Origin of the sequence: Aeromonas simiae (assembly GCF_000820125.1) — a bacterium.
Lineage (GTDB): Bacteria > Pseudomonadota > Gammaproteobacteria > Enterobacterales > Aeromonadaceae > Aeromonas > Aeromonas simiae.
In genome coordinates this window covers 22,716-36,345 of the sequence record NZ_CDBY01000036.1, presented here as the reverse complement: position 1 = coordinate 36,345, position 13,630 = coordinate 22,716, and the positions used below count along the sequence as shown (strand labels likewise).

At 63.7% G+C, this 13,630-nt stretch carries 15 protein-coding genes and 1 pseudogene; 2 read left to right on the top strand and 14 right to left on the bottom strand.

Annotated features, from left to right (window positions below; genetic code table 11):
* Positions 1-12 precede the first annotated feature (12 nt).
* Positions 13-1,284: a tyrosine--tRNA ligase gene (gene tyrS, locus BN1134_RS06010; RefSeq protein WP_042045925.1), complete on the bottom strand. Its 1,272-nt coding sequence runs from the start codon at positions 1,282-1,284 to the stop codon at positions 13-15.
* 130 nt (positions 1,285-1,414) lie between these two features.
* On the opposite strand from tyrS, the gene BN1134_RS06005 reads away from it, so the two are divergent.
* Complete coding sequence (locus BN1134_RS06005; RefSeq protein ID WP_042045924.1) at positions 1,415-2,203, top strand: helix-turn-helix transcriptional regulator; 789 nt, start codon at positions 1,415-1,417, stop codon at positions 2,201-2,203.
* Here BN1134_RS06005 and BN1134_RS06000 read toward each other — a convergent pair.
* The 13 genes and pseudogenes from BN1134_RS06000 to BN1134_RS05940 form a co-directional block, all read right to left on the bottom strand.
* Positions 2,190-2,756: an RBBP9/YdeN family alpha/beta hydrolase gene (locus BN1134_RS06000; RefSeq protein ID WP_042045923.1), complete on the bottom strand. Its 567-nt coding sequence runs from the start codon at positions 2,754-2,756 to the stop codon at positions 2,190-2,192. The genes BN1134_RS06005 and BN1134_RS06000 overlap by 14 nt on opposite strands.
* A 19-nt stretch (positions 2,757-2,775) precedes the next feature.
* A complete protein-coding gene (locus tag BN1134_RS05995) occupies positions 2,776-3,774 on the bottom strand; it encodes a sulfate ABC transporter substrate-binding protein (RefSeq protein ID WP_042045922.1) in 999 nt (332 codons plus the stop codon).
* A gap of 156 nt (positions 3,775-3,930) precedes the next feature.
* Positions 3,931-5,304, bottom strand: coding sequence for an oxygen-independent coproporphyrinogen III oxidase (hemN, locus tag BN1134_RS05990; RefSeq protein WP_042045919.1), 1,374 nt, complete (start codon positions 5,302-5,304; stop codon positions 3,931-3,933).
* Between the two features lie 23 nt (positions 5,305-5,327).
* Entirely contained in the window at positions 5,328-5,768 is a 441-nt protein-coding gene (locus BN1134_RS05985) for a DUF2489 domain-containing protein (protein WP_408862602.1), read from the bottom strand.
* Complete coding sequence (gene yihI / locus BN1134_RS05980; protein ID WP_042045917.1) at positions 5,768-6,304, bottom strand: Der GTPase-activating protein YihI; 537 nt, start codon at positions 6,302-6,304, stop codon at positions 5,768-5,770. Before yihI ends, BN1134_RS05985 begins: the two co-directional genes overlap by 1 nt.
* Before the next feature lie 644 nt (positions 6,305-6,948).
* Entirely contained in the window at positions 6,949-7,245 is a 297-nt protein-coding gene (locus BN1134_RS05975; protein ID WP_042045916.1) for a DUF1488 family protein, read from the bottom strand.
* Between the two features lie 12 nt (positions 7,246-7,257).
* Entirely contained in the window at positions 7,258-8,073 is an 816-nt protein-coding gene (aroE, locus tag BN1134_RS05970; RefSeq protein ID WP_042045915.1) for a shikimate dehydrogenase, read from the bottom strand.
* A gap of 91 nt (positions 8,074-8,164) precedes the next feature.
* The gene (gene hemF, locus BN1134_RS05965; protein ID WP_042045913.1) at positions 8,165-9,067 is read right to left on the bottom strand and encodes an oxygen-dependent coproporphyrinogen oxidase; all 903 of its coding nucleotides are present in this window, start codon (positions 9,065-9,067) and stop codon (positions 8,165-8,167) included.
* Between the two features lie 9 nt (positions 9,068-9,076).
* Positions 9,077-9,634: an L-threonylcarbamoyladenylate synthase type 1 TsaC gene (gene tsaC, locus BN1134_RS05960; protein ID WP_042045911.1), complete on the bottom strand. Its 558-nt coding sequence runs from the start codon at positions 9,632-9,634 to the stop codon at positions 9,077-9,079.
* Between the two features lie 83 nt (positions 9,635-9,717).
* The gene (locus BN1134_RS05955; protein WP_042045909.1) at positions 9,718-10,281 is read right to left on the bottom strand and encodes a DNA topoisomerase family protein; all 564 of its coding nucleotides are present in this window, start codon (positions 10,279-10,281) and stop codon (positions 9,718-9,720) included.
* A 59-nt stretch (positions 10,282-10,340) separates the two neighbouring features.
* On the bottom strand, positions 10,341-10,814 hold the full coding sequence (locus BN1134_RS05950) for a DUF494 family protein (RefSeq protein ID WP_042045908.1): 474 nt from the start codon (positions 10,812-10,814) through the stop codon (positions 10,341-10,343).
* Positions 10,807-11,918 (bottom strand): annotated as a pseudogene (gene dprA, locus BN1134_RS05945) (DNA-processing protein DprA). The gene BN1134_RS05950 and the pseudogene dprA overlap by 8 nt, the downstream one beginning before the upstream one ends.
* On the bottom strand, positions 11,905-12,996 hold the full coding sequence (locus BN1134_RS05940) for a LysM peptidoglycan-binding domain-containing protein (protein ID WP_042045907.1): 1,092 nt from the start codon (positions 12,994-12,996) through the stop codon (positions 11,905-11,907). Before BN1134_RS05940 ends, dprA begins: the two are co-directional and overlap by 14 nt.
* 111 nt (positions 12,997-13,107) lie before the next feature.
* Between BN1134_RS05940 and def the strand changes: the two genes are divergently transcribed.
* A complete protein-coding gene (gene def, locus BN1134_RS05935) occupies positions 13,108-13,620 on the top strand; it encodes a peptide deformylase (RefSeq protein ID WP_042045905.1) in 513 nt (170 codons plus the stop codon).
* Positions 13,621-13,630: the final 10 nt, after the last annotated feature.

Genomic DNA, 13,630 nt, shown 5'->3' with positions numbered 1-13,630 from the left:
GAGGGCGTTTTCTTATCCGTGGCGGATCACCAGGTGGTACTGCTTCTTGCCCCGGCGCAGCAGCAGGAAGCGGCCAAAGCGCCAGTCGCTGCCGGCCAGCTCGGCCTCCTGCACCGCGGCGCCGTTGATTGCGATGGCGCCGGCGGCCAGCAATTCACGGGCGATCCGCTTCGAGCCGGCCAGCCCGCTCGCCACCAGCAGCTCGACCCTATCCCCCTCCTGCTCCCACTGCGTCACCGGCAGGCCGCCGCGCGCCAGTTGCTGCAACTGGGCCTCATCCAGCGCGGCCACCTCGCCACTAAAGAGCAGCTCGCTCAAGGCTTGCGCCTGTAAGAGCGCGGCCTCCCCGTGCACCAGGGCGGTCATCTGCTCGGCCAGCACCCGCTGCGCATGCGGGCGCCCGGCGCGGGCGCGATCGGCCTCCTCCAGCGCGGCAATCTCGGCCAGGGGCAGGAAGGTGTAGTAACGCAGGAAGCGATAGACGTCGGCGTCCGCCGTGCCGAGCCAGAACTGATAGAAGGCGTAAGGGGAGGTCAGTTCGGGATCGAGCCACACCGCCCCCCCCTCGGTCTTGCCGAACTTGGTGCCGTCCGCCTTGGTGATGAGGGGCAGGGTCATGCCATGCACCCGTACCCCGTGCAGGCGGCGGGTGAGATCGATGCCGCTGGTGATGTTGCCCCACTGATCGTTGCCGCCGATCTGCACGCTACAGCCGAGGCGCTGGTTGAGCACGGCAAAGTCATAAGATTGCAGCAGGCTGTAGGAGAACTCGGTAAACGAGATCCCCTGATCGGGCCGTGCCAGGCGCTGGCGCACCGACTCGCGCGCCATCATGGTGTTGACCGAGAAGTGCTTGCCGATGTCGCGCAGGAAGGCCAGCGCCGACATGCCGCCCATCCAGTCGGCATTGTTGACCATCTGCGGCTCGGCCAGCCCGGCAGTGGCCGGCAGCAGGGCGCGGATCTGGGCCCCGAGCGCCGCAACCCAGCCCAGCACCGTCGCCTCGTCGTTGAGGGTGCGCTCGCTGGCCTTGAAGCTGGGATCGCCGATGAGGCCGGTGGCGCCCCCGACCAGGGCCACCGGGGTATGGCCCGCCAACTGGAAGCGGCGCAGCATCAAGAGTGGCACCAGATGGCCGATGTGCAGGCTGCCCGCCGTCGGATCGAAGCCGCAATAGACGGTGCGCGCTCCGCTGGCAAGGTGTTCGGCCAGGGCGTCGGCATCGGTCTGCTGGGCGATGAGCCCACGCGCCATCAGATCGGCAAGCAGTTGGGGGTCGGTCATGGTTCACTCCAAACATCGGCGGAAAAACCCCTATGCTCGCCGCTCACCACACTGTCGAATATGTCCCCTAGGGGACAGTTTGGCGATCCCCTGTTAGCATGGGCAGACTCTGACTGCACTGGCCGCTCCCATGCCCACCACTCCCGACCCCCTGACCCGCACCATAGAGACGCTGCACGGCCCCGGTTTTCCCGCCGCGCTGGTGGCCCTGCTGAGCAGCTGGGTACCGTTTGACTGCGCCATCGTGCTCGGCCATGGCCGCCGCCCTGTCTATCTCTACGACAACCTGCCGGATCGCCGCGAGCTGCTATTCGAGCGCTACCTGACCGGCGCCCATCAGAAGGACCCCTTCCTGCTCGCCCTGCGCCAGGGGCTCGGCGCCGGCGTCTGGACCCTGGCCGAGGTGTCGCGCCTGACCGGCCGCGAGCCCGACTACACCCACCACTTCTACCCCGCCACCGGCTGGCGCGAAGAGCTGGGGCTGCTGCTGCCGGTGCGCCCCGATTTCACCCTGCTCATCTCCCTTGGCCGCCTCGCCGGACGGCGTCCGGTCACCGGCGCCGAGCTGACCACGCTGCGCCGCCACTTCGCACTGGTGCACGCGCTCTGCCGCCAGCAGTGGGGGGCCACCCCGCCGCCCCTGCCCGCCGCCCCCGAGGGCGAGCCGGAGATGGAGCGAGTGCGTCAGGCCGTGACCCGTACCCTGGCGCGGCTCGGCGGCCCCCACCTGACCCGCCGCGAGCGGGAGGTGGCCACCTTGATCCTGCACGGCTGCGACACGGTGACGATCGCCGAGCGGCTCGGCATCGGCCCCGGCACGGTGAAAAACCACCGCAAGCACCTCTATGCCAAGCTGGGACTCGCCTCGCGCGCCGATCTCTTCACCCTGTTTCTCGGCCAGCTCATCACCACGCCCTGAGTCGGGTCTCGGCCCACGGCAACGGACGGCGCGGCGGGGCAATACGGCCATGCAGATCGCCGAGCAGGGCCAACCCGTCGCCCCACTCGCCGTGGCCGGACTGGACATTGATGTGGCCCACCTCGCCGGCATCGAACAGGGGTACCTGCCACAACCGGCTCCAGCGACTGGCCTGAGCAAACGACATCCAGGGATCGCTGCGGCTGGCTACCAGCAGGGCGGGGGCCGGCAACGGGCCGACCAGACGCGACTCGGCGATGCCGAAGCGATCCGGATCGGCCGGCGCCGCCAGAAACAGGGAGGCCACCTTGTCCGGTTGCAGCCGGCTGGCCGCCACCGCAGTCAGGGTGCCGAAGGAGTGGGCCACCAGATGCACCGGCTCTTGGCTTCGGGCCAACAGCTCGGCGAGCCGCTCGCTCCAGACGGTGAGGTTGGGCTGATCCCAAGGCAGGCCGCTCAGGCGCTGCCAGTGGGGAAAACGGCGGTGCCAGACGCTCTGCCAGTGCTCATCGCCACTGTTGTGCAGGCCGGGAACCAGAAGTACCTGATGCATGGTGTGCCTCCCTTGGCGCTTAGCGGCCCGGTTGGTAGAGCTGGTCGAACAGGCCGCCGCTGGCGAAGTGGCGCTTCTGGGCCTTGTCCCAGTCCCCTTCCAGCTCCTGCAACGTCAGCAGCTTGACGGCCGGGAAGCGCGCCTTCACCTCGGCCGCCACGGTGGGATCGGTCGGGCGGTAGTAGTGCTTGGCGGCGATGCGCTGCCCCTCGGGTGAATAGAGATACTCGAGATAGGCCTTGGCGACCGCCTCGGTGCCGTGCTTCTTGGCCACCTTGTCGACCACCGCCACCGGCGGCTCGGCCAGGATCGAGACCGAGGGCACCACCAGCTCGAACTTGTCGGCATTGCCGGCCTGGTTGAGCACCAGCAGCGCCTCGTTTTCCCAGGCCAGCAGCACGTCGCCGAGAGCGCGCTCGACAAAGCTGGTGGTGGCGCCGCGCGCCCCCGAGTCGAGCACCTTCACGTGCCGGTAGAGGTCGCTGATGAACTGCTTGGCCTTCTCCTCACCGCCCTGCTGGTAGGCATAACCCCAGGCCGCCAGGTAGTTCCAGCGCGCCCCTCCCGAGGTCTTCGGGTTGGGGGTGATGATGGAGACGTCACCGCGCACCAGATCGCCCCAGTCCTTGATCCCCTTGGGGTTTCCCTTGCGCACCAGGAAGACGATGGTCGAGGTGTAGGGGGAGGCATTGTGCGGCAGGGCCGACTGCCAGTTCTCGGGCAACAGGCCGGTCTTGGCGATGGCATTGATGTCATAGGCAAGCGCCAACGACACCACGTCGGCCTCCAGCCCGTCGGCCACGGCCCGCGCCTGCTTGCCGGAGCCACCGTGGGACTGCTTGACGCTGACGCTGTCGCCACTCTTGGCCTGCCAGTACTTGGCGAAGGCGCTGTTGTACTCCTGGAACAGCTCGCGGGTCGGATCGTAGGAGACATTGAGTAGCTCCACTTCGGCGGCACGCAGCGGGCTCCAGGCCAGAGTCGCGATGAGGGAGAGGGTGATGACGGACGCTTTCATGGTGACACTCCTTATCTGATGTGGTGTCAGCATGCCGTGAGTTTTTATACGTGAGAACGAATAAGTTGCGCTTTACTTATCTCAATAAAGCATATGAAGGGATCGGATGACGCCAATAAGAAGGGGCCGCCTATGCGACCCCTGTCTGCTTCTGGTTTAGATCACCCGGGAAAACTGCTGCTGGCGGGCCCGCCGCCTCAGGTAGGCATCGAAGCACATGCAGATATTGCGAATGAGCAGCTGGCCGGTCGGCGCCACCCGGATGCCGTGCTCGTTGAGGCTGACCAGACCATCGTCGACGAAGGTCTTGAGCAGGGCGAGATCCTCGGCAAAGTAGTCGGCAAACACCAGATCGTAAGCCTGCTCTATCTCGGCAAAGTCGAGGCGAAAGTTGCAGATCAGCCCCTTGATGACGTCGCGGCGGATCAGATCGTCGCGGCTCAGTGCACACCCCTTCCACTGGGCGTGGCCCTGTGCATCGACCTGGGCATAGTAGGCCTTGAGATCCTTCTGGTTCTGGGAGTAGGCATCCCCCAGCATGCTGATGGAGGAGACCCCCAGCCCCAGCAGATCGCACTCCCCCTGGGTGGTGTAACCCTGGAAGTTGCGGTGCAGCTTGCCTTCGCGCTGGGCCACCGCCAGCTCGTCATCGGGCTTGGCGAAGTGATCCATGCCGATGAACTGGTAGCCGTGGCCGGTCAGGAAGGCGATGGTCTCCTGCAACATGGCCAGCTTCTCGTGCGGCGCCGGCATCTGCTCCTCCTTGAGCTTGCGCTGGGCGGCGAAGCGACTCGGCAGGTGGGCATAGTTGAAGATGGAGAGGCGCGCCGGATCGGTCTTGAGCACCTCTTCGAGGGTGTGGCGAAAGCCCTCGCGGGTCTGTAGCGGCAGGCCGTAGATCAGATCTAGGTTGGTGGAGCGAAAGCCCAGCTCACGGGCGCGCTCGAGCATGGCGCGGATGAAGTCGTTGTCCTGCTCCCGGTTGACCGCTGTCTGCACCGCTTTGTTGAAGTCCTGCACCCCGAGGCTGATGCGGTTGAACCCCACCTCACGCAGCACGTCGAGCATGGAGAGCTCGATCTCGCGCGGATCGACTTCGATGCTGATCTCCCCGGCCTCGGCGAAATGGAAGTGCGCACGCAGCATGGCCATCAGACGGCGAGTCTGGGGCTCGTCGAGGTAGGTCGGCGTGCCGCCGCCCCAGTGCAGCTGGGTCACAGTGCGCCCGGCAAAGCGCGGAGCCAGGGTGCGGATCTCCCGCTCCAGATAGTCGAGGTAGTGATCGGCCTTGTGACGGTGGCGGGTGATCACCTTGTTGCAGCCGCAGTAGTAGCAGAGCTTGTGGCAGAAGGGGATGTGCACGTAGAGAGAGAGCGGGCGCGCCGGATACTGGCCGGCAGCCACCTCAAACTGGTCGAATCCGAAGGCCTCGTCGAACTCGAGGGCGGTCGGGTAGGAGGTATAGCGGGGGCCGCTGTAGTTGTACTTCTCGATCAGGGCCTGATCCCAGACAATCTTCTCTGCTTGCACTTCACGCTCCTCATTGCAAGCCGTCACACCGGCAGGGTGAAGGCGGCCAGTCGTGCCACATCCTCTTGGATCTGGTCGTTATGTTCTTCTTCGTGGCGAGCCCGCTCGAGATCCTGGCGCAGCAGCTCGTTCTTCTTGAGCAGCCGGCGGGCCTCATGGGTCGGCAGATCCTTGATCCGCTCATACAGGCCATACAGGCCGGGGAACTCCTCGGCATGGGGACGGGGCCGCGCATATTGCAGGGCATCGAGCAGGTTGGTGAGGCGAATCGCCCCCTCGGAAGGGTCGCACTGCCCCTCTTTGACCGCCTTGGCGATGAGGTGCACGCTCTCGAGAATACGCTCGTTGCGTGCCCGGATGGCGGTGGCGCGGGCACGGCGCTGGGCACGCAGTTTCAGCAACAGGCTGGCGGCATACACCGCCAGCACAAGCAAAATGGCCGCACCGGCCAGCACCCATCCGATCACGGCTTGGGCTCTGGCTTGTAGTCAGAATCGAGGAAGCGATCCCACAGCTCTTCGTCGCTGGCGGGCTCCGCCTCTTCGTCTTCTTCGTCCTCCTCGACCAGCCCCAGCTCTTCCATCAGTTGCTGGTGACGGGCCACTTTTTCCTCGACCCAGGCCAGGTCGGCCGGGCTGAGCTCCTCACCCTCGTCGAGGCGATCGAGCAGGCCGTTGAGGCGCTCGTCGTTCTCGATGGCGGCCAGCTCCTGCTCGGGGGTCAGCCCGCGCTTCTTCTCTTCCTTCACCGGCGCCGCCTTGGGGGCCTGCGGCTTGGCGGTCTCGACCACCAGCTCCACCGGCTTGCGGGAGCCGATGCGCGGATCTTTCTGATCCTTCTTGCCCCCCTTGCCACCGCTCTGGGTGCCAGAGTGGCGGGAACCCGCCTTCAGACCCTTACGCTTGGCGGCGCGCTTGCGCTCGCGCCCGGCCTGAGCGCTCTCCTGGGACTCTTTCTTGCCGCCGCTCTTGGGCTTGCGAACAGGTTGTTTGGCCGACATGACTTCTCACTCCAAAAACAAAAAGGTGGAACCCGCCTCAGGAGTCCATTATGGCTTCCGGAGGGAATAGGTGGGGGAACGCGGCGGGAGTGCGGGACCGTGCCCGGCACCGCCTCTGTCCATTCACGACAGGACGCTGACGCGCACCGCTCGGGCGTAATTGGCGGCTATTCTGACACAAATGCCGGAACGGGTTAATCGTCCATAGAAAAAAGGCAGCCTGAGCTGCCTATCCATATGCCGATGCAGGGTGCATCATGCGCCAGCCGGACAACCCGGGGCGCGCACAGAGTCATCCTGACCTTGTTATTCATTCCTGGAACATCTGCGTGTGCTTGCTTTCTTTTTATACTCCCGTCGCGTGGCTCCTGCCCACGATGTGGAGAAGGGCATCCTGCACCCACCTTCATCCCGAAGGGGCATCATCCCTGTTGGCGAGTCGCACGCTGGCGACTGGGTCAAGCAGTTTACATCAGGTGAAATGAAGCTCAACGCACCATTCGGTTTTATCGCCCCCACTCCACCCGACAGAGCGCCTTAACTCGAGGAATTCAGTGCCTATTTTTATCTCGAAATAAAAACGCCAAGTCGATTTCCTACGCGCCGCCAGTCCATTTCCTACACAGGGAAGGGGGAAACACCCATCACGGTTGCCCACCGTGGCGGGCATGGGCGGCATCACCGATCAGGATGGAGCCGTCGGGGGCAAACGCCTGCTCCTCGATGGCCCGGGTCGCCAGCTCCTCGATGTCAAAGCGCAGCGCATCGAAGGCGCGCAGCACCTCCGCCTCCCCCAGCAGGGCGGTGCCCGCCATCCGCTCGAGCTGGCTGCGCCCGATGTAGCACTGGATCAAGGCCCCCATCGCCTGGGCGGGAAACCCCACCCGCTGCTCGCCCGCCTGCCACTCCTGTAAATCTGGAAACAAGATCTCCTGATTCATGGCGTTGCCTCCTTAACCCAGATTGCGGCGCAGCTCGCGCAGCACCTGACGGGTGCCCGGCCGAATGCCGCGCCACAGGGTGAATGCCTCGGCCGCCTGCTCGACCAGCATGCCGAGCCCATCGATGACCCGCTCAGCCCCCAACTGCCGGGCCCAGCCGTTAAAGGCGGTATCACCGGCACCGTACATCATGTCATACACAGTGACCCGCTCATGGATGAGACCGGCGTCCAGCGGTGGCAGCTCACCGGCCAGACTGGCCGAGGTGGAGTTGATGATGAGATCGAACGGCCCCTCCAGCGCCGCATAAGCGGCGGCACTGACCGGCCCTAGTTCGGCAAACTCGCCCGCCAGCTGCTCGGCCTTGGCCGGGGTGCGGTTGGCAATCCACAACGCACTGGGACGCTCTGCCAGCAGCGGAGCCAGGGCACCGCGCGCGGCGCCTCCGGCCCCCAGCAGCAGGATACGCGCCCCCTGCAACTCCACCGACTGGTGCTTGAGATCGGCCACCAGCCCGGCACCGTCGGTATTGTCACCGAGCAGCACCCCGTCATCACCCAGCTTGAGGGTGTTCACCGCACCGGCACGACGCGCCCGCGGCGTCAGCTCAGCGGCCAGGGCAAAGGCCTGCTCCTTGAACGGCACGGTGACATTGCACCCCTTGCCACCACGGGCAAAGAAGAGCCGCATCGCATCGGTAAAACCATCGAGCGGTGGCTCACACAGGCCATACTCCATCTCCTGCTGGGTCTGACGGGCAAAGAGGGTATGGATGAAAGGAGACTTACTGTGGCGAACCGGGTTGCCAACGACGAGATAGCGATCCATCGAAACTGTCCTGTATACGGCTAATGGCTCGATTTAACGGCTTTTTGCGGGCCGCCACAAGCGAAACGGCCCCGAACCGGGGCCGCTTGCATCACCACTGCCGTGGCGTGAGGTAGTCGTATAGCACCGCTTCGGCACTGCCCGGCTCGGGGTGCCAGTCATACTCCCAGCGGGCCAGCGGCGGCATCGACATCAGGATCGACTCGGTCCGTCCGCCGGTTTGCAGGCCAAACAGGGTGCCGCGATCGAACACCAGATTGAACTCCACGTAGCGGCCGCGGCGATAGAGCTGGAACTGGCGCTCGCGCTCACCGTAGGGGGTGCTCTTGCGCCGCTCAATGATGGGCAGACAGGCTTCCAGATAGCCGTCGCCCACCGCCTGCATGAAGGCAAAGCACTGCTCGAACGGCCAGCCATTGAGATCGTCGAAGAACAGCCCGCCCACACCGCGGGTCTCGTTTCTGTGCTTGAGGAAGAAGTAGCGATCGCACCAGGCCTTGTACTCTTCATAGACCCCGTCACCGAACGGGGCACAGAGATCCTTCGCCACTCGATGCCAATGCCGGCAATCCTCCTCCACCGGATAGAAGGGGGTGAGATCGAACCCGCCGCCAAACCACCAGATGGGCGCCTCTCCCTCTTTTTCTGCGATGAAGAAACGCACGTTGGCATGGCTGGTCGGCACATGGGGATTGTGCGGGTGGATCACCAGCGAGACCCCCATCGCCTCGAAGCGGCGCCCCGCCAGCTCAGGACGGTGGGCCGTGGCCGAGGCCGGCATCGCATCGCCATAAACATGGGAGAAGTTGACCCCCCCCTGCTCGATCACCGCCCCGCTCTTTAGCACCCGGGTGCGGCCACCGCCCCCTCCCTCGCGCTGCCAGGCGTCCTCAATAAAGTGCGCCGCACCATCGGCCTGCTCCAGCGCGGCGCAGATGCGATCCTGCAAGCCAAGCAAGAAGGCCCTGACCTGGCTCACGTCCGGTCTTTCCATACGTCCTCCTCAGGATGCCCGCAGCACAGTGCCGGTGCGCGCATCGCGGATCTCGGAAGGTTTGGCGCGGCCACCCACTTCCCCCGGCAGCACATAATCGAGGCGTCCCGCCAGCGCCGCCACCACCTCGGCCGTGGTGCGCCCCGGCTCCTCGCCGGTCAGGTTGGCGCTGGTCGATACCAGCGGCTTGCCGAAGGCGCGGCACAGCGCCCGCACCTGGGGATGCGCGGTGACCCGCACCGCCAGGGTGTCAAACTGGCCGGTCAGCCACTTGGGCGTGGTGGCCCGTGCCGGCATGACCCAGGTGAACGGGCCAGGCCAGCTGGCCTCGACGGCGGCGCGTTGCTCGGCCGTCAGGGCAGCAATGTCGATATAGGGCAGCAGCTGTTCCAGGGTATCCGCGATCAGGATCAGTCCCTTCTCGACCGGGCGCTGCTTGATGGCCAGCAGTTTATGGACGGCGGCTTCAGAGTCCGGATCACACCCCACCCCGAACACCGCTTCGGTTGCATAGGCGATCACCCCCTCCTGCTTGAGGGCCGCGACCGCGCGTTCCAGTTCGTTCATGTTCACCTTGCTGTCAGTTAAAGGGGCAGGCTGCCCAATGCAACCTGCCCCGCTTGTTATTCATGACGCCTTGACTGGCATTGCTACTTGCTTCCCTGATCCACCTGCTTGCCACACCCCTTCTGCGGACAGACCCAGCGCAAGGCGCCACGCACCCGCTTCTCTACCATGATCTTCCAGCCACAATCGGGGCAGGCCATGGCTATCGGCTTATCGTTGACCACGTATTTGCAGTGGGGATAACGGCTGCAGGAGTAAAACTGTTTGCCATAACGGGAGGTGCGGCTAAGCAGGTGCCCTTCATCACAGGCGGGGCAGGCGATCTGGGTCTCATCACTCTCTTGCAACGAGGCAATATGGTGACAAAGAGGAAACTGGGTGCAGCCGACGAAGAGGCCGTAACGCCCCTTCTTGATGGCAAGCGGCTGGCCACACTCGGGGCAGGAGGAACCTTCCAGCACCTTCTCAATATCGCGCCCGTTTGGCGCAAGTGAGCGGATGAAATCACAGCCGGGGTAGGCGCTGCAACCGAGGAAGGGGCCGTGCTTGCCCTGGCGGATCACCAGCTCGGCACCGCACTGGGGGCACGCTTCGCGCTCGAGGGCATGCTCGTGCGCAGAGAAGAGAGAGGGATCGATCTTGGACATGTATTACCGCGCTGCCGAAAGTCGGATGGGCCGGATTCTAGCAGCGCGGTCGGCTTATGTCAGTGCAGGACACCGTTCGACTCGTCGAACACCAGCTCTTCCATCTGCTGATAGGCGTGTTCGCTGCCGGGGACGTTGAACAGCACCATCATCACCACCCACTTGAGATCGTCGAGTTCGATCTCGGGGGTATCCAGCTCGAGCAGGCGCTCGATGACAATTTCGCGGGTCTCGGCGTTGAGCACCTGAGCCTGTTCGAGAAACAGCAGGAAACCGCGACATTCGGGGCTGAGACGATCCAGCTCCTGCGGGGCAAAGATACGCATCGAGCCCGGGGCGCTACAGGTGACATAGGTCTCCCGCTCGCTGTCATGCAGATTGGCCAGACGCTCAAGCCAGCCGAGCGCCTTGTAGATTTCGTCCTGATGGAAACCGGCGCGGGTCAGTTCGTCGGTCAGTTGATCCTGATCGATCATGACCTCAGCATCGCTGTGGATGTAGGTCTCGAAAAGGTACATCAATACGTCAAACATGATTCACCCTCCTCTTCTGACATATCCACCTGCAACCGATGTCACCAACCCGGCCAACTCCAACTCAACCAACTGTCCGATCACGGATTCAATTGAGAGGCCTGCCCGAGCGGCTACGACATCAACACTCGTGGTCTCATAATCTACGTTATCTAACAAGCTGATAGATAGCAATCCGGGCTGCTCTGCCTCTGGCCTCGACACCGGCATAGAAACAGGAGCGCCAGGCCATCCCAGCTCCCCCACTATATCGGCAATATCCAGCACAAGCTTTGCCCCTTGCTGAATGAGACGATTGCAGCCGATGGCCTGCGGGTTCTGCAACGCCCCTGGCACGGCAAACACGTCGCGCCCTTGTTCGAGGGCATGGCGCGCCGTGATGAGCGAGCCGCTCTGCTCCGCCGCCTCGATCACCAGGGTCCCCAACGCCAGACCACTGATGATGCGATTACGGCGGGGAAAGTGTTCGGCCAGCGGCCCCTGCTGCGGGAAAAACTCGGACACCAGCACCCCGCCCTGCACAACGATGCGCTCAGCCAAGGCAAGATGACGTTTCGGATAGAGGCTATCGAGGCCCGAGCCGAGCACGGCCAAGGTGATGCCACCGGCATCCAGGGCCGCCTCATGACATACCCCGTCAATGCCGAGCGCCAAGCCTGAGGTGATGGCCACCTGGGCCGCCACCAGCTCCTGTACCAGCCGCCTGGCATTCTCTTTTCCGGAAAAGGTGGGGTGGCGGCTTCCCACCACGGCCAGTTGCCGGGTGGAAAGCACCTCCACCCGGCCCCGGCACCAGAGCAGTAACGGGGCGGCAGGGATCGCTCGCAGCAGGGGAGGATAAAGCGGATGGTCAGGGGTCAACAAATGGTGATCGGGACGTTGCATCCAGTCATGCGCCAGCGCGCCCATCTTGGGTGGCCGGTGCAGCGCCGCTCGCTGCGCTTCATTCAATCCCCATGAGGCCAGTACTGCGTCCGCATGCTCAAACAGGCTTTCAATGCGGCCTTCCGCCCGCTCCAGCAAACGCCAAGCGCCCACGGGACCAATGCCCGGCAGATCGGCCAAGGCCAACCAGCGGAGTACTCCGGCATCAGAGGGCGCCAACCGAATAGCCTACCCGAACCATATCCTGGCTCTGTACGATCAGGCCGTAGCTGAGCCGGTGATAGACCTTGAACAGCATCACCTTGGCCACCGCCTCGGAGGGGAGTCGCTGATTGATGCCGGAATGAAAGGCCCGATCAAAGCTGGAGGCGGTATCCCGATAGTCGTGGTGGGCGGTGTCTCCGGTAACGTAGGCGACACCCGGTCGCCGGATATCAAGCACACTGCCGGCATCCAGACCATCCTGACCGCCCTTGTCGATGAGCACCACCTCCAGCTTGCCTGCCGCACTGGCCTGATTGGGGATCGCAATGACGCTACCGGCTTGGAAGAGCGCTCCGGCATGGGGCGTGAAGTGGGCCTGCGCCTGCACATCATCGGGTAATGGCAACAAGACATCGCCCTGGCGCACCTCCCGGCGATTAGCCAGCAACTTGGCCTGAGTCTGTCCGTTGTTCCACAGGGTCTCGGCCTGCACTATGCCGGTCAGCACGGCCTCCTGCCCTAACCACTCACCACTCTTGGCATCCTTGTAAGCCCGACCCGGGCGGTAAGTACCATACTGCCGGCCCGGCTCCAGCAGCCCCTGCACATAGATCGTATGTTGCTCCAGCACGGCGATCTGCTTGTCGTTGTTACCCAGAACAAAGGGAAGCCCCCTCACCTCACCGGCATGGGAAAAGACATAATCCCCCTGCAAGAAGGGGCCAATGGCATCGAGCGAAAGCGTAGGAATAGGGGAGAGCTTGTTTTCGCTGCGCACTCGGGGTGAGAGGGTGATCACCCGCTTGCTCCCGCTCGCCGCACTCATTAATCGAGGCTGGCCATCAACCCAGCTCAGCTGGAGCCGATCACCGGGATAGATAAGATGGGGGTTGGCAATCTGGGGATTTCCCTGCCACAAGGTTGGCCATTGCCAGGGTTTCTGTAGATAATGCCCGGCTATGTCCCAGAGCGTGTCACCGCTTCGCACCATGTAAGTCTCGGGGTACCCCTGCTTGAGGGCGAGCGTGTCGGCCCATATTCCCTGGCTTCCACCGAGTAGCAGGCAGATCAGGGCGGTTCGCGTCAGATTCATAACACTCCTTGTTACTGCTCTGGGAACGGTGACTGTTCTTTGCCGGTGTAAATGTCTAGAATTGCACCAGCTTTCAACCTTTATTTACCGATAGGGCTTACAAACCGATTTATGGCCATTTTAGATGTACTGCGCTTCCCCGACGAACGCCTGCGCACCGTTGCCGCCCCCGTCGAGGCCTTTACGCCTGAACTACAGCAGATTGTAGATGATATGTTCGAGACCATGTATGCCGAGGAGGGGATCGGTCTGGCCGCAACTCAGGTCGATATTCACCAGCGGATCATCGTCATCGACGTCTCCGAGGAGCGTGACGAGCGCCTGGTATTGATCAACCCGGAAGTCCTCGAGCAATCCGGCAGCACCGGCATCGAAGAGGGTTGCCTCTCCGTTCCCGGCAGCCGCGCCCTGGTTCCCCGCGCAGAGCAGATCAAGATCCGCGCCCAGGACGTCAAGGGTGACTTCTTCGAGCTGGAAACCGACGAACTGCTGGCCATCTGCATCCAGCATGAGATGGACCACCTGATCGGCAAACTGTTTGTCGACTACCTCTCTCCGCTGAAGCGCCAGCGCATTCGCCAGAAACTCGAAAAAATGGCGCGCGAAGATCGCAAGAGCGCCTGAGGAAGCCCCG

Coding starts and splice junctions, on each gene's coding strand:
- tyrS (WP_042045925.1), bottom strand. CDS start 1,284: ATGACCGACCCCCAACTGCTTGCCGATCTGATGGCGCGTGGGCTCATC.
- BN1134_RS06005 (WP_042045924.1), top strand. CDS start 1,415: ATGCCCACCACTCCCGACCCCCTGACCCGCACCATAGAGACGCTGCAC.
- BN1134_RS06000 (WP_042045923.1), bottom strand. CDS start 2,756: ATGCATCAGGTACTTCTGGTTCCCGGCCTGCACAACAGTGGCGATGAG.
- BN1134_RS05995 (WP_042045922.1), bottom strand. CDS start 3,774: ATGAAAGCGTCCGTCATCACCCTCTCCCTCATCGCGACTCTGGCCTGG.
- yihI (WP_042045917.1), bottom strand. CDS start 6,304: ATGTCGGCCAAACAACCTGTTCGCAAGCCCAAGAGCGGCGGCAAGAAA.
- BN1134_RS05975 (WP_042045916.1), bottom strand. CDS start 7,245: ATGAATCAGGAGATCTTGTTTCCAGATTTACAGGAGTGGCAGGCGGGC.
- aroE (WP_042045915.1), bottom strand. CDS start 8,073: ATGGATCGCTATCTCGTCGTTGGCAACCCGGTTCGCCACAGTAAGTCT.
- hemF (WP_042045913.1), bottom strand. CDS start 9,067: ATGGAAAGACCGGACGTGAGCCAGGTCAGGGCCTTCTTGCTTGGCTTG.
- tsaC (WP_042045911.1), bottom strand. CDS start 9,634: ATGAACGAACTGGAACGCGCGGTCGCGGCCCTCAAGCAGGAGGGGGTG.
- BN1134_RS05955 (WP_042045909.1), bottom strand. CDS start 10,281: ATGTCCAAGATCGATCCCTCTCTCTTCTCTGCGCACGAGCATGCCCTC.
- BN1134_RS05950 (WP_042045908.1), bottom strand. CDS start 10,814: ATGTTTGACGTATTGATGTACCTTTTCGAGACCTACATCCACAGCGAT.
- BN1134_RS05940 (WP_042045907.1), bottom strand. CDS start 12,996: ATGAATCTGACGCGAACCGCCCTGATCTGCCTGCTACTCGGTGGAAGC.
- def (WP_042045905.1), top strand. CDS start 13,108: ATGGCCATTTTAGATGTACTGCGCTTCCCCGACGAACGCCTGCGCACC.